Annotated in this window: 19 protein-coding genes; 6 read left to right on the top strand and 13 right to left on the bottom strand. The window is 46.2% G+C overall.

Annotation, left to right across the window (positions count from 1 at the left end; translation table 11 throughout):
* Window positions 1-6: 6 nt before the first annotated feature.
* The 8 genes from KD145_RS03080 to KD145_RS03045 all read right to left on the bottom strand — a co-directional run bounded on the left by KD145_RS03080 (window position 7) and on the right by KD145_RS03045 (window position 7,548).
* Window positions 7-1,338, bottom strand: a complete 1,332-nt coding sequence (locus KD145_RS03080; RefSeq protein WP_212004442.1) for a TolC family protein — start codon at window positions 1,336-1,338, stop codon at window positions 7-9.
* Between the two features lie 61 nt (window positions 1,339-1,399).
* Window positions 1,400-1,864 (bottom strand): GbsR/MarR family transcriptional regulator, encoded by a 465-nt coding sequence (locus KD145_RS03075; protein ID WP_212004441.1) that lies wholly within the window; start codon window positions 1,862-1,864, stop codon window positions 1,400-1,402.
* 393 nt (window positions 1,865-2,257) lie between these two features.
* The gene (locus KD145_RS03070; RefSeq protein WP_212004440.1) at window positions 2,258-2,962 is read right to left on the bottom strand and encodes an alpha/beta fold hydrolase; all 705 of its coding nucleotides are present in this window, start codon (window positions 2,960-2,962) and stop codon (window positions 2,258-2,260) included.
* A 48-nt stretch (window positions 2,963-3,010) separates the two neighbouring features.
* Window positions 3,011-3,622, bottom strand: a complete 612-nt coding sequence (locus KD145_RS03065) for a Crp/Fnr family transcriptional regulator (RefSeq protein ID WP_212004439.1) — start codon at window positions 3,620-3,622, stop codon at window positions 3,011-3,013.
* A 31-nt stretch (window positions 3,623-3,653) separates the two neighbouring features.
* Window positions 3,654-4,334, bottom strand: coding sequence for an NAD-dependent epimerase/dehydratase family protein (locus KD145_RS03060; protein WP_212004438.1), 681 nt, complete (start codon window positions 4,332-4,334; stop codon window positions 3,654-3,656).
* A 54-nt stretch (window positions 4,335-4,388) separates the two neighbouring features.
* A complete protein-coding gene (locus tag KD145_RS03055) occupies window positions 4,389-5,183 on the bottom strand; it encodes an SDR family oxidoreductase (protein ID WP_212004437.1) in 795 nt (264 codons plus the stop codon).
* A 74-nt stretch (window positions 5,184-5,257) separates the two neighbouring features.
* Window positions 5,258-5,848 carry a Crp/Fnr family transcriptional regulator gene (locus KD145_RS03050; protein WP_212004436.1) on the bottom strand — a complete coding sequence of 197 codons (591 nt, stop codon included), beginning with the start codon at window positions 5,846-5,848 and terminating at the stop codon, window positions 5,258-5,260.
* A 20-nt stretch (window positions 5,849-5,868) separates the two neighbouring features.
* Window positions 5,869-7,548 carry a hypothetical protein gene (locus KD145_RS03045; RefSeq protein WP_212004435.1) on the bottom strand — a complete coding sequence of 560 codons (1,680 nt, stop codon included), beginning with the start codon at window positions 7,546-7,548 and terminating at the stop codon, window positions 5,869-5,871.
* Between the two features lie 93 nt (window positions 7,549-7,641).
* Here KD145_RS03045 and KD145_RS03040 point away from each other — a divergent pair, with 93 nt between their 5' ends.
* On the top strand, window positions 7,642-8,286 hold the full coding sequence (locus tag KD145_RS03040) for a hypothetical protein (RefSeq protein WP_212004434.1): 645 nt from the start codon (window positions 7,642-7,644) through the stop codon (window positions 8,284-8,286).
* Window positions 8,287-8,289: 3 nt separating this feature from the next.
* Here KD145_RS03040 and KD145_RS03035 read toward each other — a convergent pair whose 3' ends face one another.
* Window positions 8,290-9,705 carry a PLP-dependent aminotransferase family protein gene (locus tag KD145_RS03035; protein ID WP_249219723.1) on the bottom strand — a complete coding sequence of 472 codons (1,416 nt, stop codon included), beginning with the start codon at window positions 9,703-9,705 and terminating at the stop codon, window positions 8,290-8,292.
* 93 nt (window positions 9,706-9,798) lie between these two features.
* Between KD145_RS03035 and KD145_RS03030 the strand changes: the two genes are divergently transcribed.
* Entirely contained in the window at window positions 9,799-10,224 is a 426-nt protein-coding gene (locus KD145_RS03030) for a GNAT family N-acetyltransferase (protein WP_249219722.1), read from the top strand.
* A gap of 93 nt (window positions 10,225-10,317) precedes the next feature.
* On the opposite strand, the gene KD145_RS03025 is transcribed toward KD145_RS03030, so the two are convergent.
* The 3 genes from KD145_RS03025 to KD145_RS03015 all read right to left on the bottom strand — a co-directional run bounded on the left by KD145_RS03025 (window position 10,318) and on the right by KD145_RS03015 (window position 12,660).
* On the bottom strand, window positions 10,318-10,707 hold the full coding sequence (locus tag KD145_RS03025) for a DoxX family protein (protein ID WP_212004433.1): 390 nt from the start codon (window positions 10,705-10,707) through the stop codon (window positions 10,318-10,320).
* 140 nt (window positions 10,708-10,847) lie between these two features.
* Window positions 10,848-11,177: a hypothetical protein gene (locus tag KD145_RS03020; RefSeq protein ID WP_212004432.1), complete on the bottom strand. Its 330-nt coding sequence runs from the start codon at window positions 11,175-11,177 to the stop codon at window positions 10,848-10,850.
* Between the two features lie 217 nt (window positions 11,178-11,394).
* On the bottom strand, window positions 11,395-12,660 hold the full coding sequence (locus KD145_RS03015; RefSeq protein WP_212004431.1) for an erythromycin esterase family protein: 1,266 nt from the start codon (window positions 12,658-12,660) through the stop codon (window positions 11,395-11,397).
* Between the two features lie 411 nt (window positions 12,661-13,071).
* Between KD145_RS03015 and KD145_RS03010 the strand changes: the two genes are divergently transcribed.
* Both KD145_RS03010 and KD145_RS03005 read left to right on the top strand, forming a co-directional pair.
* Complete coding sequence (locus KD145_RS03010; RefSeq protein ID WP_212004430.1) at window positions 13,072-13,473, top strand: VOC family protein; 402 nt, start codon at window positions 13,072-13,074, stop codon at window positions 13,471-13,473.
* A 310-nt stretch (window positions 13,474-13,783) separates the two neighbouring features.
* Window positions 13,784-14,689 (top strand): DMT family transporter, encoded by a 906-nt coding sequence (locus tag KD145_RS03005; RefSeq protein WP_212004429.1) that lies wholly within the window; start codon window positions 13,784-13,786, stop codon window positions 14,687-14,689.
* A gap of 108 nt (window positions 14,690-14,797) precedes the next feature.
* Here the strand turns inward: KD145_RS03005 and KD145_RS03000 are convergent, their stop codons facing one another.
* Complete coding sequence (locus KD145_RS03000) at window positions 14,798-15,781, bottom strand: GlxA family transcriptional regulator (protein ID WP_212004428.1); 984 nt, start codon at window positions 15,779-15,781, stop codon at window positions 14,798-14,800.
* A gap of 352 nt (window positions 15,782-16,133) precedes the next feature.
* Between KD145_RS03000 and KD145_RS02995 the strand changes: the two genes are divergently transcribed.
* A complete protein-coding gene (locus KD145_RS02995) occupies window positions 16,134-17,117 on the top strand; it encodes an ABC transporter ATP-binding protein (protein ID WP_212004427.1) in 984 nt (327 codons plus the stop codon).
* A gap of 203 nt (window positions 17,118-17,320) precedes the next feature.
* A complete protein-coding gene (locus KD145_RS02990) occupies window positions 17,321-19,504 on the top strand; it encodes an ATP-binding protein (RefSeq protein ID WP_212004426.1) in 2,184 nt (727 codons plus the stop codon).
* The last annotated feature ends 38 nt before the right edge of the window (window positions 19,505-19,542 follow it).

Raw genomic sequence — 19,542 nt, 5'->3', positions numbered from 1 at the left:
AGGTTCTTATTGATTTTGTAAGTAGTTAAGTTCAGTGAAGTGTTTGTAAAAGTCCATCCAGGCTTCATTCAGCTTGGTTTGCGCATCATACAGGTCCTGCTGTACTTCTCTGAGCTGTATCATATCGATGATACCCTTGCTGATTTTCTGACTGCTGAGTGTTTCATTTTCTTCTGACAAGCGTATGTTTTCCTTTTGCCGTTGTATGTCACGTGAAGCTTTTTCCAGTAGTAATTTTTCGTCCAGATATTTTTTCTCCTGTTCGGATGTGTAATGTTTGAACCGCGTAGCGGCAGCCAGCCACAAGGCTTTCTGGTTACGGGGCCGGTTGGAGAAATTGGCTGCTGACAGTGGAAGGCGTAATGCTATACCGGCATAACCTACGGTAAACCAGGGCGAGTGGGTAATAAAATTGAGATGATCACCGAAACCCAGCTGCTGGTAGGAAGCTTTGAAATGCAGGGTGGGGTAGAGGGCTGTATAGGCATTACGGTACTGTTGTTTAGCTACCTGCACCTTCAGTTGCTCTGCTTCGTAATCGGGGAGCTGTATGGTATTGTAGCCGCTGATTTCCAGCGGCGGCAAAGCTGTTGCAGGAGCAATAGTTAATCTGCCATTCAGTGGATAACCCATCCAGAACCGGAGGTCGAGGCAGGCTTCCTCCAGGCCTACCTGTGCTTTGTCTACTGCTTCCTGCCTGGTTTTCAGCAAGGTGGCCGATTGGTTAAAAGTGATTTTATCCGTAAAACCCCTATTGAGCTGAAGGGTAATCAGATCATGGATCTGGTGATAGTTCCCATAGAGGCGGTTACATACGTCCAGGTATTCCATTTGTTGCTGCACGTTGTAGTAGGCCATCCGTACGTTTTTCAGCAGGCTGCGTTGCAGGGCGCGGTATTCGCTCTGGCCGGACTGTTGTTGCAGTCTGGCCAGTTTGATATTTTGCCATGTCTGCAGGTCTGCCAGCGGAAGGTCTGCATCTGCGCCATAGTTGCCCATCCACGGGGTTCCCATCCTTATGGGTACAAACGTGCCGGAAGGCTGGCCAACCAATTCGCCTGGAAATACCTGTACAGGTATCTTCCAGTAGTTGTCTACCTCAGCCCTGATGGTGATGTCGGGAGCTAGTTTTAATAAGGCTGCTTTGCTATCCAGGATGGCGGCGTTAACGGAATGGGCTTTGCTGAGGAGTTCGTTGTTGTGGCTGTTGGCATAATCCAGGCATTGCTGTAGATCCCAGGTGGTGGCAGGTGCGGCTGTATCCTTTGAGGGCATGGATTGCCCTGCTGATCCTATGGCATAGGTAACCAGCAAATGTAAAATGATACTTTTTTTCATCTGAATCATTGTTATTCTTTTAGTTCTGAACTTTAAGAACTAAAAGACCGGCAAAAAGAAACTATTTGTCTTTTCTGTTCAAAGCAACGGTCCTTCTCCACCTTTCCAGCAAAATCGGAATTTCCACCATCATCATCTTATACAGCATAGACACATCTTCCAGTTCTTTGCTGAAAGCATCATCTACCTCCCGGATAGACCTGATATCATCCATGATATCAAAAAATACTTTTACCCTGGCGGTCATGTATTCTTCCCGGAGGATAGTCTGCAGGTTGGCGGAAAAGTATCGCTTTCTTTGCCCACCAATGGTTTTGGACTCTATCATCTTTACAGACTCCAGCATTTTGAGAGCATTCGAAACAGCACTTTTGCTCACTTTGAAATAATCGACGATCTGTTCAAAGGTCGCCTGATGTTCCTCACTGAGCAACAGATAGATATACACGCGCGCAGCCACCGGGGTCAGCCCCAGGCTCTCCATAGCGATACTTATCTTTTCGATCCTGTCTCTGTACTTTTCCAAATCTGTCGTTTATGTAACATCAAAATTGAAGAAATAAAATTAGTTTTCCAAAAAAAGAACCAAATCCCAGGGCTGAAGCCCTGGGCTAAATTAGTGTCAGTTTATATTAACCCCTGTGGGAATTATAAAAGCTAGCCCGTAATTCTTTTATTCACATCAGCTGTTGCGAAGAAAAAAATTACGGGCTAGATTATCATCCCTGGAAATCATCGAAGTTCACAGGAAGTGACATTAGAGCCGACATCGCCTATCCTAGATTATCATCCCTGGAAATCATCGAAGCCTCAGTGCCAATTATCATCCCCTTATATCAGTTCTAAAATTATCAAAGCTTCAAGGCTAAATTATTCCCAATTACACCGCTCCGGCAAAAAACAAATATAGCCCAGGGCTTTAGCCCTGGGAGAGAAGAAAACGCTCCAGTGCGTCATTAAATAATTCAGGAAGCTCCATCATAGGGGCATGGCCGCATTTAGGCAGCATCACCAGTGAGGCGTTAGGCAGGAACTGTAAAAATTCGTGTGCTACATCCGGGGGCGAGATCTTGTCATCTTCTCCCCATATCAGTAAAGTGTTGGTGGGTATCTCTGGCAATAAAGGTCCGACATAATTGCGTTGGGCTGATTTGGCCATACGGACGATACGCATGCATTTGGCGGCATTGGAGGTAGTGTTGAAGACCTCATCTACCAGTGCATCGGTTGCAGTGGCTGGATCATAGAACGTGTAGGCTACCCGTTCCCGGATATAGTTATAGTTGCCTCGTTTGGGAAAGCTGCCCAGGCTATTGTTTTCGTAAAGGCCGGAGCTGCCGGTCAGTATTAGTTTATCGACCATCTCCGGATGCCGGTGAGTATAAAGGATCGCGACATGGCCCCCAAGGGAATTGCCTATCAGTATTAACTTTTCCAGTTGATGTTGCTGTATATAGTTATCCAGGAAGTTGACCAGGTATTCGAGATTGTCCTGGTTATGCTGGTCGAAAATAGGTAATGGCGGAATGTGAATGTCATAGCGTGATTCAAAATTCTGAACTACTCCGTGCCAGTTACTAAGCCCGCCAAAAAGACCATGCAACAAGATCATGCTTTGCTTCATATTTTTTTATAGCAAAACTATCAGTTCAGTATGTCTGTGTCCGTGATCTCAATCACAAAAGTTACGGTTCTGGTCCAGCAGGTATAAACGCGCTCTGCTCAAGGCTTCGCGACTGATATACAGGTATCGGGCGATGTTGGTGAGTGATATTTTCTGAACAATGGCCGGGCGTCTTTCCAGTAAGAAGCGGTACCGCTGCAGTGGACTTTTTAAAGACAGGATATGCTGATGTTCCGTTTGTTGTTCAGATATTTCCTGAAACAGCTGGAGGTTGACATGCAACAGGTTCATATGCAGATTATACAAGGGCTGCAGCCTTTTGATATTGATCCGCAATATTACGGAATCTTCCATGGCGGTAATGCTGATTGCGGAAGGCGCTTTTTTATTGTAGCTCTCACAGTTGGCCAGAAAGTCATCGGGGAAACCAAAACGGATGATTTTTTCTGTTCCTTCTTCATCCAGGATGGAAAATTTGAACAGACCGGAAATCACAAAAGCGGAATAACGTGCTACTTTACCATAGCGGAGGAAGGAATCTCCTTTACGGATATGTTTAATTACAGCGATGCTGTCCAGCAACTGCCATTCTTCTTGTGTCACCACCGGATATTTTTTCATCAATCCGTCATAATAGGAAGGTAGATAGGATGTTATCATGGGTGTAAAATAAATAAAAATTACCGATACCTCAGATGGGTGTTCCGGCTAGCGCTATGATATCTTTTCCTTCGATGATCTGCCGTCCGTAGCCGTACAGGGTTATATTGATCATAGCACGCCCTAGTTCTGCCAGCGTACAAAAACCGCTGGGGAAAAGGGCTCTTCCTATCGGGAAGAGCCAGTTGATGTATCGGTAAAAAGCATGTCCATGTTTTAAACCTTTGGTGGGTTTGATAAAACCGGGCCGGAAGGCATACACTTTTTTGAACGGCAGTTTCAGCAGGTCGTTTTCGGTTTTACCTTTTACCCTGGCCCAGGCACTGCGTCCTTGTTCTGAGCTGTCTGTGCCGGCACCGGAAATATAGCAGAATATCATATTGCTGTTTCTGCGGCTCAGGGTTTCTGCTACATGCATGGTGAGCGTATAGGTAAGCCGGTAGTATTGTTGTTTGGCCATGCCAACAGAAGATACGCCCAGACAGAAATAGCAGGCATCATAATCCCGCAACTGATCTGCAATGGGAGAAAGATTAAAAAAGTCCTGATGGACGATCTCTTTTAACTTGGGGTGTACGATGCCGGAGGGCCTGCGGTTGATGACCAGTACTTCTTCCACCTGCGGATGCTGCAGACATTCATGCATCACGCCTTCACCCACCATGCCGCTCGCACCGGTAACAATTACTTTGAGTTGCCGGGTATTGCTCATAAGGGTTTTTTATATATAGAAAGATAATCGCTTTTACCTTACTACCCAAAAATATCAGCCATGGCTTACCCTGTTTTTGAACATGCTGGCCACAATCCCAATAACAGCTTTACGGGGAAGGAAGCGGGAGGAAAGCGACTGCAGGTAGTTGCTCCATCCACCGGTGACAATATAGTTTTTACCTTTCAGGAAAGCCCTTACACCTTCGCTGGCCACCTGTTCAGGAGTTGCGGCTGGCATCCCTTTGGTATTGGCATTGGCCACCCTGAAAAAAGCAGTCTCTGTATTACCCGGACATACTGCGGTAACGGTAACGCCATTGTCCCGGTATTCGCCGTACAGGGCTTCGGAAAAACTAAGTACAAAGGCTTTGGTGGCACAATACACTGCGATATAAGGTGCAGGCTGGAAAGAGCCAGTAGAGCCTATGTTGATAATGCCACCGCTTTTTTTCTTCAGCATATAAGGCAGAAACAGGTGGGAGAGCTCTACGATAGTGGTGGTGTTGAGTTGTATCATGTCCTGATAGGTCTCCGGCGTTTCATGCAGAAAACCAGCCCATTTACCGAAGCCGGCATTGTTGATGAGTATATCGATTTCCAGCTGCTGCTGCCAGATGGCCGCGGCCAGCTCCTTGCCTGCACCAGGTCTGCTCAGGTCAGCTGTGATGACTGTGGCCTGTATACCATAGGCGCTACTCAGCTCCCGGGCCGTCTGATGAAGCTTGTCACCGGAACGGGCGGTAAGCACCAGATGACAGCCATATGCCGCAAATTGTTTTGCAAATGCTTCTCCTATACCGGATGAGGCTCCGGTGACCAATACAGTTTTACCTTTAAGTGATTTCATAATTTATCAGCTTGATAAAGGCAAAATTAAGGGGACTGGAGACAGGACTACTTGACCTATGTTAGGAATTTATTTTAGCCCTGTGTCTGTAAGGTCCGGCGGATACGGCTGAGCGATTCAGGCTTCACTCCGATAAAAGAGGCTATATATTGCAGTGGTACATGATGAACATAATCCGGATGTTCTTCCAGCAGCTGGAGATATCTTTCTTCTGCAGTTTTACTGATGATATCGCGGGTACGTTGTTCGTTATACAGCACAACATTTTCGTTAATGATACGGCCTGCTTCTGCCCATTTGTGATTGCTGACAAACAGCGCGTCCAGCTTCTCTTTGGGGATACGCAGCAGTTCACAGGCAGTAATACATTCGAGATATTCATAGGAAGGTGTGCCGGTAATATAACTGCTGAAAGCGGTGATAAAGCCCGTCGGACAGTTGATATGATTGGTCACTTCCAGCCCTTCTTTTACATAATACGTGCGAAGGTAGCCGGAATTGATAAAATACATATAACGGGAAATACTGCCTTCTTTAACAAGAATAGTGCGCCTGGGAAAATGCACTGGTTCAAAGGAAGAACGAACTTGTGTCTGTTCTTCTTCATCCAGGTGAACCAGTGCATTTAACTGCGCTATGATTTTATGATATGGATCGTGCGGCATATTGCCGTAAAGGTAAGATATTACAGCGTTACCCAAACGATATAGGCCTGTTTGTGCCCTTCTTTTCTTTCAATCATCATCGTGGCAAACGATTTCCCATCCGGCTTCCGGGCGATCATCTCCATCTGGGTGAAGCGGGATTCTCCGCTAGCGGGCTCTCCGTAAAGCCAGGTTTTATTGATCTGATGACCGTCATACACTGCACATACGGTGTTGGTACGGGATATCAGGGATACTGTTTTCTGTGAACGATAGTGCTCGCTGGTATTTTCCTTGTTGGACGGATAATCGTTATATATCACATAATCCCTGCCATCAGCGGTGAAAAAATCGTAGGAACAGAAGCCGGAAAGGTTCATCCAGTTGTCGGCTGCCCGGAAAGTCCAGCCGGACTGATTACGTTTGTTAAGCGCAAAAGTATTGATGAAAGCCTCTGCTCTCTGGTCTTTTGCAATGGCATAACCATCCAGCTCTTTGCCTTCAGCGTCAAGCTTCACAAGACCGATTCCACCCAGATGGGTTATCGTATTGGTGGTAGGAGTTTTAATGTGGTGGAGACGGCTGCTGTCATAACTAGTCCGGCCGGTCACATCGGTTTCTTCCATGAGCAGTTGTACCGAGCCGTCGGGATTGAGCCTGAAATCCTGTATCTCACCATAATAAGGATACTTGTACCGGAGATGTTGCTGGGCGTATGTATCCAGCAAATTGTGACGGACAAAATAATGGTTTTTAACAGTCAGGCTGTCCGGATTTATTACATTCATCAGCAGCGCAAATCGATTGATCAGATTGGTGCGCATGATAGCCTTTTCTTCTGTGGTGCGTGATTGAACCGTAGTGAGCAGATAGATATGGCCATCCTGATGGTTGTATTGCAGTGCTGCATTCTGCACCTGCATGTTGGCGGTGTGTTCCAGTACTGCTGTTTGAAAAGACTGGTATCCGGGTTTTAGTTTGCCGATGATAATACGGGAATTCCGGGTATAAAACAATCCGTTGTTATAGGCGAATGTTGCCAGAAATACGGCTGAATCGGCGTTTACATGCATGTCAGCAAGGTCGATGTGTTTAAGGTGATTGTCGGGGACCTCAAAAAACGCATCGTTGAGCAGCGTGTGATGCGGGCTGAAATGTAGTGTACGTATACGTTTTGCTGCATTTCGGGTGCGCATGTTGGTCATAGCTATACCGTAAAAGTCACTGTCCGGATCTTTTTTAATCACGAATGCAGGTGTCTCTTCCGGATTGGTGGAGATGGGATGATTAATCATGCGTGGTCTGGAAAGACGGGCTATCAGTGTATCCGATAACAAGGCACCGCTATGGGCATCGAATATAAGCCGGTACAAGGCGGGCTTCAGATGGATATGCTGCTCCAGGAATACCACTGCCTGTCCATTGATGGCGTATAGCCCTCGCAGTTGTGATGTGTACATCCGCCTGTTGTTCCAGGATCGGATAGACGAACGGGTTGTTGCACTGACCTGATGGTTCGGATTGTAAACCGTGACCTCAATGCCCTGTCTGGGTGTGAAGCGGAAGAAAAGCGTATGTCCATCCGGCATGAATAGTAGTCGGTTGGCACCGGAAGTGGGTTCTGGGAAAGGCTCGCTGCGTTGAACGCTTGGAGAAGATGGTTGTGCAAATACGTTGGTCGCTATTATGCACAGACTGGCTAACATTGTTTTGGCGGACATAGGAATGAAAATTTTGGTAACTGTTTAATAACAATTTCTATGCCGCCTCTGCAGTTTTAAATTGGTAAATTATTTTATCGCATTTTTGTAAATATGGAAAATAGTATAAGATTTATTATTGAAAGATTACTGGGGAGAAATCTCAGCGCAGAGGATGGAGTGAGTATTACAATGATACAGGATACCGAAACCCGGCTGTCAGTAAAACTACCGGAGTTACTGCAAACATTTTATTTGTGTGCTGGTCGTAACGAGGACGTGATGGATGTTTTCCAGCATTTTGCTCCACTGGATAAGTTGTATGTAGAGGATGATAAACTTGTTTTTCTGGAAGAAAACCAGGGTGTTTGTGTATGGGGTATCTCTCTTGCTGCGCCCGAAACAGTATATCAATGTCCTGTACCGGATAAGGTATGGTATGCCGAAGATGCAAGCCTGCAGGCTTTTCTGGAGATATGTTTGTATTATCAGTTTGCCCAGGGAGGTTACAACTACATGGCTTCTCTGTACAATGATATAGATGATGCAATGATAACTGTAGTGTTGCAGGACCTTGCCACTCATTGGGAAAAAGTGGTGGATCAACCTAACAATCTAATCATATACTGGAGCAGTGACAAGCTGGTGTGGTATTTCCCTGACCCGCAGGGCGGAGTAGGAGAAAGCCTTTTTCTTTCCTGCAGAACGGAAAGTGAAATGCAGTTAATGATAGACCGTTATGATTTTGGGGAATTATAAAATCTACAGTTGCCCTGCAATCTTGCCTAGTTGCTGTAATCTCCGCTGCAGCTGCTCCGTCCAGGGCAGCCCGAGTGACAGGCGCATACAGTTGTCAAACTGTTTTTGCAAGGTAAACATACGTCCTGGTGCAATACTAATCTTCTGTCTGATAGCAGCCTCGTAAAGCACCGCTGCATCTGTTCCCTTCTGCAGCTCCACCCACAGCGAAAGACCGCCCTGTGGCCGCGATATACGGGTACCTGCCGGAAAACAGGAGGCAATGGTATTCGTATAGTGTATACAGTTAGTTTGCAGGATGTCTCTTAATCTGCGCAGGTGATGATCATAACCGCCGCTTTCCAGAAAACCGGCTACAGCCTCCTGTGTGATGGTGGTGTTGGAAAGCACATGAAGATGTTTTAATCTGAGTAGCTGTTCCTTATATCTGCCCGGAGAAACCCAGCCCACGCGATAACCCGGTGCCAATGTTTTGGAAACGGAACTACACCATAATACGTTACCTGTTTTATCAAACGATTTACAGGAAACAGGCCGTGATGGCCCAAAGTAAAGGTCACCGTAAATATCATCTTCTATCAGGGGAACATGATGTTTCTCCAGCAGCTCCACTACCGCCTTTTTATTTTCATCGGGCATACAGCAGCCCAGTGGTGTACTGAAATTGGTCACCAGCAAACAGAGATCGATTTCTTTTACAACAGTCTTCAGCGCCTGCAGGTCTATACCGGTTTGCGGATGAGTAGGCAGTTCTAATACCCGCAGACCCAGACTCTGCGCCAACTGCAGTATGCCAGGGTATAGCGGACTCTCTGTAGCGATAGTGTCACCGCTTTTGGTAAGGGCCATCATACACAGGCTGATGGCATTCATGCCACCACTGGTGGTAATAATATCATCCGGGCTGAGACTGCCGCCCCACATGAAAGAACGGCGTGCAATGGCCCGTCGTAGTTTTTCGTTGCCCTGTAAGGACTCGTAACCAACGCTGCTTTCTTTCAACTCCCTTGAAGCCTTGAGCAGACATTTGTTGAGTTTGGCCACTGGCAGCAGTTCCGGCGCTGGTATACCGATGGAGAAAAGGGTCAGGTTCTTTTTGCCCATGTCTTTGTAAACATGGCTGACCAGCTGTACCGGCAGGGGACGGCTGTCTTTGCCGGATGGATGGCTTGTTGCCGGCAGTGGCAGCTGCCTCAGTGGTACCTGTGCTACAAAATATCCGGATTGTGGCCGTGATATGATCAGCGCCTTGCTCTCCAGTTCCAGATATACCCGTTTGGCCGTATTCATACTGATCCCCTGTTCCTGGCAGATAGTGCGGATGGATGGAAGTTTATCCCCGGGCTTTAATACACCGGTTTTTATCAGTCGGGTAATGTTCTGCGCTATATGCTGGTATTTGTAATCTTTGGTCATCATCTCAACAGTTTTTAACTGTGTCCATCAAAAATAATAAAATTGTAACTGTGTCCATATTGTGTTATTAGTCATTTTTGCTGAAAATTTTCTGGAATGATTAATCAGATAGAAATTAAGACAGGAGTAGCACAGATGGATATCCCTGCTATCCACCATTACCTGAGCCACGATTCTTATTGGGCGCAAGGTATCTCTTACGACCTGGTGAAAGCGTCGCTGGAGCATTCCTATTGTATCGGGGCATTTATGGGAGACAAGCAGATTGGCTTTGCCCGGGTGATTACGGACTATCACACTTTTGGCTGGCTGGCAGATGTGTTTGTATTACCGGAATATAGGGGGAGGGGTATTTCCAAAAAGATGATGCAGCATATGACGGATGAGCCATGGGTGGCTAAATTGCGGCGGCTGATGCTGAATACAAAAGATGCACATACACTTTACGGCAACTATGGCTTTAAACAGTTGAATAATCCTGACATGCTCATGGAGGTATATCGGCCAGATGTCCACCGCTGATATAAATCCCTTCTTTAAGGTGCCGCCTGATAAAAAAGCCGGGAAGCAGGATACTCCTGCTTCCCGGCTGATATTGTTCATGGTTGCCGTAAATTAATCTTTGCGCATGGGGATCATGTTCCTTAAGCCGGTGTCCTGAAGATAGAGGGCTGCCCAGGTTAATATTCCGAAAAGAACAGGGAACCAGTAAGGTTGTGCTACCCTTACCATAATGGCTACCGCTCCGCCCAGGTAAGCGGTAATGATAATGGCGCCCAGTATGGCAGTACGCGGGATAGCGTACAGAATGGTTCCGATGAGTAAAAGGATACCTATAAACTGCACCTGGTCGGCTGGCCAACCCAATGCGGTGGAGCCTTCCATCGAAGGCCCTGCTTTGAATACTTTCATGATAGCGTCTACCAGCGCAAATAAAATTACAAGGATGCTGATGATTCTACCGGTTAAGCGTGCAGATTTCGAAGGTGTTATGGTCGTTGTCATAATAGTAGTAGTTTGTTTAGGATTTTAATCGATAGTGATTTTCTGCAGATCCCGCAACGCTTCCGGAAAACTGTTGCGTGATTTGCTGGTACAAACTTACTGTCAATTATGGTAATCAACGTTGTGTAAATACGACATTCTTAGGGGGTAATTGCGGCGAAGTTTTCCGCCAGCACAGCGGCTATGTGCTCGCTGTGGAAAGTGATTTCGTCACCGGGTTGCAGGTCGTGCCGGTACTTCGATGGGGTAAGCAAGGCACCTTTATAGCAGTGATGCTGCATATCGGTGATCTTTACCAGTATTCTTTCTGATTTGTGGCCACGGGTACTGCTAAAGCCTACAACAAAAAACAAACAAACTACGTCTCCATGAGTGAGACCCAATAACTCTTCTGCTGCTGGCTTACCAAATATTCCCGGATTTTCCGCTAATATGGCGGAAACATTCTCGAACTGTAATGACGCGGTCATATGGTTAAAATAAATTGGTTGCTGCGATGAGGATCCTACTAAGATAATAAATAGTTGAATAGTTTTTACGGTAAAGCGGGTTTTATTTTTGGTTCAACGCAGAAAAGCTTTCCGGCAACCGGAAGATGACACTATAAAATGCAACTGCGTACAGGGATTTATGGCTAAAAAATAATCTCCGTACGCAGTTATTATATATTTTATAAAAAAGTAATTATCAGCGGTCCACCGGTATGGACGTACGAATAAAAACAAGTCCGTCGAACACATGAGGCCAGATACCCTTCAACGGATTAAAATCAAACAGGGTGGATTGCTGCGGCTGTTGGAGCCAGCCTTTGGCGGTACGGTAATCTAAAAAGGCGTTCTGGTAGCCGGTAAACTGTGCTTCCACACTGGCTGGCTGAGGAAGAGGCACAGCGGTTAGCTTATCATTCGTATAATCAATATAGTTACCTGCTGCACCGGAGAAACCAATGGCATAAGCATCTTTACCGAAATGCCGGCTTATAGTGGCGCCCATAGGTACCAATGTTTGAAGGAAAGGAACAGGGCCACCGGTATGGTATTCCAGTTCGCTGGTATTTTTAGCGATGTGGATGTTATGCGCCCACACAATAATCTTTTTGCCGGGAAATGCTTTTTCTGCCAGCCATATCAGGTTATCGGCCATCTGCTTGTCACGTACACTGAGCTCATTGCCGGTAGTCAGCCCCCAGTAACGTTTTGCCTGTGATTCAATGCTGCAGGTTACCTGATACCAGAACCCCGGAGATGTGGTGAAATGAGTGCTTTTGTTTTTACTGCCGGATAAAACCGTTTTAAGTTTGTCTAACTCCCTGAAAAAAGTCTGTTGCTCTTCAGCAGTAGGGCGGTAAGTATTAGAAGGGAAGGTAGCCAGTGATACCCGGCGGAAAAGTGCCCAGTTGTCATCCACCAGGGCAGGATGCTGTTGTTTCAGGAACTGCTCGAAATCAGGGAACAGCTGCTGTTTGGCATACTGGCCGGTGTGCTGGCTTTCAAAACCTGTCACTGTCAGCGGAGATGCTGATTTGATGTTGGCCTGAATGTAGTCAAACAACGGCATCATCTGTTTACTGGTGGCATACATGTAAAACAGACTGCCTGGTAGCTCTTTTACAAACGGGCTACCATGGAGGGTATTCTCCCAGATACGGGCACAATCATAAAAACCACTTTCAAAAGCCAGTACATCAAATCCCATTTTCTCGTGAAGGAATTTAATCATCCTGGTTTTGGCCAGAAAAGTAGAGGCTTCTCCGTGAGTCTGTTCGCCCAGCAGCACTATCCTGGATTTACCAATGGACTGCCTTAACCCTTCCAGGTCTGCATAGTTGTCATTGGCAGGATCAATAGATTGCAGGACGGAAACATGTTCAAGATTCGATGTCTGAGCATAGGTAAAACTACAGGACGTCATCATGGCAAGGACCGTAGTCCCCAGTAATTTGCGTATAAGCATAGCTGTTAGTACATAAAGTGATTGTATAAAGGGAAGTCGCATTGGGGACATCAAAGTACTATAAAGAAGCGACATCCTGGTAAATAAATCACTTCCGTCTTATCATGTACACCGTCGGTAAGGGCTCCGGCTCTTTTCAAAGCTTGCTGCCTTCGGGTGGTATAAGTGTCTGACAGAATACCCGGATTGGGGTAAACTCTCCACCAGTCATCTGATCATCGGCGCATCACAACCATTTTGAATACTGCTGATGCTGGTTTTATATTTTGTTTTAATGCCCTGATGGAAGGCTGTTTATGCCCCGGTTGCCATATTGCAGAAGTCGTAATCTACCATCGAGATTGTCGCTTTAACACTCCATCCGGGACGATTATTGACGGTAAGTTTGTGTCAGACTTAAAACAGATAATTATGGCAACGATGATCTTCGTTAATTTACCCGTTAAAGACCTCGACAAAAGCATGGCCTTCTTTACAATGCTGGGATATACCTTCAATGAACAGTTTACAGATGAAAAGGCCGCCTGTATGATAATTTCCGATACTATCTATGCAATGCTGATATTAGAAAAGTTCTTTAAGACCTTTACCAATAATGAGATCTGTGATACCAGCCGGCATACAGAATGTATTAACTGCTTATCTGTATCCAGCAGGGAAGAGGTAGACATAATTGTGGCCAAAGCAGTAGCTGCCGGCGCTACCGCTCCCAAGGCGCCACAAGACCATGGATTTATGTATGGTCATGGTTTCCAGGATATCGACGGTCACCACTGGGAGTTTATGTATATGGAACAGGAAGCTGAAAATTAAGCGATTGTTTTACAAGCCTGATGCGAACCCACTTCGTTTCAAGCTTGTAATTCATCTTTTTTTTCTATCTTGTCCCCATAATCAAAAAAATATGTTTCAGGTAATCTTCTCCAATACACCTCCGCCCGCAGTTGTTTGCTAAGCAAAACAACCGGTATATAGCTGCTCCGGCATTTCTTTTCTGAAGCGATAGTCTATTCCTTCATATGATTTTCTGTGTCCGTTGACCTGGTTGTTTTGTTGCGCCTGTAGCTCAACAGGCTTCTGTATTACATTTTTCTTTTAAATAATTTCAAACAATCAGCGATCAATGAACAGGTATATATGGATGGTTTTTGTCGGCGCATGTAGCTTCGGCATTTTATCCACTTTTGTCAAATTAGCCTACCGGGAAGGATATACAGCGGCGGAGATAGCCGTTACACAGGCATTTTCAGGGATGATGTTTTTATGGCTACTGGTACGGCTATACGGTAACCGTAAACAGGGCACAGATCAGGTTCGTCTTTCCTGGCAGGACCGCTGGCCGTTGTTGCTCACCGGCACCACGATAGGACTCACCACCTTTGTGTATTATGTGTCCGTACAATACATCCCGGCTTCTATTGCAATTGTAATACTGATGCAGTTCACCTGGATCGGTGTGCTGATAGACTGGGTGTTCTATAAACAACGGCCCGGGCTGCCCGAACTGTTGACAATCCTTTTTATTCTCGGTGGAACGGTATTGTCTGGCGGGCTGCTCAAACAGGGGAGTGGCAGACTCTCTGTCACCGGTCTGGCCTTTGCAGGACTTTCTGCTTTGTTGTACGCTATATATGTGGTGGCCAACAGCCGCGTAGGCACTCTTATACAGCCGTTGCGCAAAAGTGTGGTAATCATGGCCGGGTCCACGCTGGGTATTTTTCTTTTTAATGCTCCGGACCTGATAGCCAGTACTCACTTCGGACCGGGATTACTGAAATGGGCGCTGTTCCTGTCTCTGTTTGGGACTGTAATACCACCGGTATTGTTTGCGGCTGGTATCCCAAAAATCGGCGCCAGCCTCAGCGCCATCATTATGACAGCAGAGCTGCCGGTGGCGGTGATCTGCTCGCATCTGGTCCTGAAAGAAGAAGTAGGTGGGCGGCAATGGCTGGGTGTGATCATCATGCTGGTAGCCACAGCCATGCTGAACCTGCTGAAATCACGACGGACGAAAGAAGCCTTACACTAAAATATAAATCGGGTGGCTGCTATCAACAGCCACCCGATCATAATAAGATAAGAGCAGTAAAACATTTATCATCTACATCTATCACATCCATCACAATTATCACACCCATCACAGTTCCAGTTCGGTTTCCTTGTTATACTTATTCCTATACTGTATCGGCGACATCCCGGTAATCTTCCTGAATGTGATCCGGAAGGCTTTGGGATCGGTATATCCTACATTGTACATCACCTCGTTAACATTCTCACGGGATGATTCCAGGCTCATTTTAGCGGCTTCTATTTTCACACGCTGGATATATTCCACTACTGTATTGGAAGTGGCTTTTTTGAACCGGCGTTCCAGGTTTCTGCGGCCCAATGTAAACATACAGGCTAGCTGGTCTACCGTTATTTTTTCGGTGTAATTCTGTTCAATGAATTCCTGTGCTTTAAGGATAGGTTCATCTTCATGGTCTTTCTGGCCTCTGAAAACAGTGAAGGGCGACTGGCTGTCGCGCTGAATGTCTATCTGGAACGCTTTGGCACAGAAAACAGCGATCTGTCTGCTGCAGTATTTCTCAATCAGGTAAAGGATAAGATTGAGATAGGAAAACGCACCACCGCTGGAGTAGATACCAAATTCATCGGTGATGATTCGGTCCTCCACCAGGTTTACCTGCGGAAACATTCTCCGGAAATCGTTGGCCGCCATCCAGTGAGTAGCGCATTTACGCCCGGTTACCAGACCCGTGGAGGCTAACAGGAAAGCACCAACGCAGAGGCTGGCAACTTCGGCACCCGCCTTATACTGATGTATGATCCAGGGAATAAAGTCTTTGTTTTGTTCCAGCAACTTGTTCATATCACCATCCAGTGCCGGAATAATAATGAGATCTGTTTTGGGGATCTCCTTGATGGTGGCATCTGCAAAAACAGTATACGTACCTCCGCATGCCGGCACTTCCGGGCTAAGCCCTACCAGTTGTATCTTAAATAAGGAAGCGTCCCCGATGTTTTTAAGCATCTTGTTTACCTCGGTAAACACCTGACGGGGTCCTTCAATACTGCCCAGCACGGCTCCTCTCGGAACCAGGATTGATATGTGTTTCATTTGTTAAAGGTAAATCAGCTCATTGTCGGGATCAACCCCTCACTTTGGCGTATATACACCCTCTGGATGCAGATGTCCGCCTGTTTTTTGTGAGGGCGTATACCCGCCACCAGCCTGCGTGACAGATCCCGATGGTCATACAGACTTGCCATTTGCCCCGATTTCTGTTATATTTGTCGGATTAAAGTTCTTTTAAATGGATTTTATTAACACCTGCCGGAGATGGATATCAAGCGCTAATTTCGGACAGAATGATTTTTTGATAATAAACGCCATCAAGACCACAGGAATATAAAACCTCTTGTACCAAGAGGTTTTTTTGTTGCTGTAGGGCAAGGTATAAACAGGAAATATGAGTTTTTTAACAGTCTCCAATATCAGTAAAAACCAGTTGGGGGTACCGGTAGTAAAGGATATCAGTTTTACGGTAGAAAAATTCCAGAAAGTGGCTATTGCGGGGGAAACCGGTTCTGGTAAAAGTACGCTGCTGAAAATGATCGGTGGTTTTGTACAGCCCGATGCCGGCAAAGTATCCTTTGAGGAAGTCAGAGTAGAAGGACCGCTGGAAGTGCTGATCCCGGGACAGCCGGGCATCGCCTATCTCTCCCAGCATTTTGAACTGCGTAATAACTACCGGGTAGAAGAAATTCTTTCCTATAACAACAAACTGACGGAAGACTCTTCCGTGGAACTGTTTGATCTCTGTCAGATCACGCATCTGCTGAAACGTAAAACAGACCAGCTGTCGGGAGGAGAGAAACAACGGATTGCTCTGGCCCGTCTGCTGGTAACAGCTCCCCGCCTGCTTTTGCTCGATGAACCTTACTCCAACCTGGACCTGATCCATAAAAACAAACTAAAAGAGGTGATCCGGGACATCTCCGAAAACCTGGACATCACCTGCATGCTGATCTCCCACGACCCGCAGGACCTGCTTTCGTGGGCAGATGAAGTGATGATCATGAAAGATGGAGAGATTGTACAAAGAGGTACACCTCAGCAGGTATATGGCCAGCCCGTTAATGAATATACTGCTGGTCTGCTGGGTTCCTATAACCTGATCAGCCCTGCTAAAGCCAAAAAATTTGCCGGTCTGCCAGGAGTGGTGGAAAATGGCAAAAGCCTCTTCCTGCGTCCCGAAAGTTTTCAGATCGTGGAAGAAGGCAAGTCTGCCCTGAAAGGAAAAGTAAAAAGTGTACACTTCTTCGGTAGTTTCTATGAAACTGTTGTGACCTTGTCCAAAGACACGATTACTATCCGGACAAGCAAAAGCCAGGTGAAAAAAGGAGATACCGTGTACATCTCCACACACGCCGATGAAGTCTGGTATCTTTAACAGGAACAACCTTTCTGCATAAGTGCCTGCTGGTGCAATTTGCGCCAGCAGGCTGATCCTTATATTCTTTTTTTAGTATCTTACTGGTTCCGGAATATATACTAACCATATCGCTGCATTTATTCGAATGACCCAAAGATTGTCGAATTTCCGGTGACTCTTCTATCCCTTGTTTATTAAAACAAACCAATGCTAAAGCTAATATGCTTCGATCGTTTAATTTTTTTAAAGTACTGATAGCCCTGACTGTAGCTGTTACAGGCTGGCTTTTTTATTATGGATTCTCTGTACACCAGCAAAGTGCCGGTAAGTTGCTGAAATCAACGGATACCTTACTACAGGACAATCCCGGCATACGCCTCATGGACGATGCATTGCTGACACTCAACCGTGCTGAAAGTAATTTTCGCCTGTTTACCGTAACCTATGATAAACATTTTCTGAAATCCTTTTCTGCACAACTGGCAGAGGTATTGTCGGCCGTAGATTCCATCAGCAGCATGCTGAGCGGACTGAATGATCATCAGCAGTTCAACGAATTGATCGCTCAAAAAACAGCCATGTCGGAGCGGATAACGCAGCTCAAAAAAGCCACCGACTCCATGCTTTCTTCCTCCCTGACAGATGACAGGATCGATAAACTGCTCAATAGTATCCCCGCATATAAGGTTGCACAGATCAAAAAGGATAACGTGACCATGGATACCGTTAGTAACATTGTGTCGGCGCCGGAGAAAAAGAAGGGACTCTTTAAACGCCTGGGCAATGCCTTCTCCAATAAGAACAAGGGAGATACGGTCAAAGCACAGATGGCAGTGATGGTGAAAACGAAAAGCGGCAAGGTGGTCGATAAGTCAGACTATGATGCCCAGCGCATGAAAGATATCATCAACGATGTAAATGGTTACTATAAAAAGATACTGCGCACTCAGTTGGCCAACCGGATGAAAATCAATACCAGCGAGCAATCTCTGGCAGGTACCAATATCGCCATGCTGGCGCAGATGGACACGCTGATCCTTGCACTGAGAGATAAAGCTACTGTCGCACTGGAACAACAACGGCAACACGCCGGCAGCATAATACACCAGGACACTGGTAAAATAAAAACGATTGCTGTATGGGGTGGAAGCCTGCTGGCTCTTCTATTGCTGGCTTTGACAGGGGCAGCATATGAATTGAGGAAAAAGAACCGGCAGCTCATGGACAGTGCAACTGCTGCCAGGGAAGAAGCCCGTATGCGAACCGATTTCCTGGCTAACATGAGTCACGAAATACGTACACCGCTGAATGCCGTGGTAGGTTTCAGTGAACAGCTTTCCTACTCGGGGCTCTCTGCCACCCAGCGTGAGCAGTTGCGTTCTGTAGAAGTGGCCGCTGATATGCTGATGCAGGTGGTGAATGATGTACTTGATTTTTCCAAGCTCGAAAAAGATTATATCTCACTGTTGCAAGAGCCATTCGTATTGTATACAGCCTTCGAAGAGGTAATCAGCACTACCCGTATACTGGCTACGCAAAAGAATCTGGGGTTCTTCCCCGACTTTGAAGGTGATCATCGCTGGGAAGTAAGGGGAGATGCGTTTCGCCTTAAACAGATATTGTTAAACCTTATCAGCAATGCCACCAAATATACTTCCAGTGGCAGTGTAACGGTGACGGCTAAACTGGAGAAGCAAACCGAAACCCGTGCACTGTTTACATTTATTGTCACTGATACAGGAGAAGGCATCAGCAAAGAAGCGCAGGCTAACCTCTTTGAACGCTTCTATCAGGCTGCACCTGCAAGGGTGACTGTAAAGGGCACCGGTCTGGGCCTGGCTATTACCAAAAGGTTGGTGGAACTGCATGGGGGAGAGATCACCTATACCAGTGAAGTCAACAAAGGAACACAGTTCATCTGCCGGATACCATATGAAGTTGTGTCCATGCCGCAGACGGTTATTGTTACCCAACAGAAAACAGAAGCCCCTTCAGGTGCCTTTATGGAAGGCCTTTATGTGCTGGTGGCGGAAGATCAGGAGATGAATCTGTTGTTAATGAAAATGATACTTACCCGCTGGAAATGTCGTTTTGATATGGCCCGTGATGGGGAAATCGCATTGGATCTTTTTAAGCGCAACCGTTATGATCTGGTGCTGCTGGACCTTCATATGCCTAAATTCAGCGGGCTGGAAGTAATAGAAAAGATCAGAAAAGATAATGATCCCCAAAAGGCCAATGTGGCAGTAATCGCGCTGACAGCGGATATTACCGAACAGGATGTTCGTGATTTCAGACGTTCAGGGTTTAATGATTGGTTGATGAAGCCTTTCCGGGAAAAGGATATTTATCAGGTAATCCGGAAAAATCTGCGAATAGAAAGTAAGGAGCCTCAGCATCCCTGATGGGCTTCTTACTTTTCAGTTTTTTTAAGGACCTTCTC

The sequence above is a fragment of the Chitinophaga sp. HK235 genome, assembly GCF_018255755.1.
In the GTDB taxonomy this organism is placed as follows: domain Bacteria; phylum Bacteroidota; class Bacteroidia; order Chitinophagales; family Chitinophagaceae; genus Chitinophaga.
This window is presented reverse-complemented; position numbering and strand designations above follow the sequence as displayed.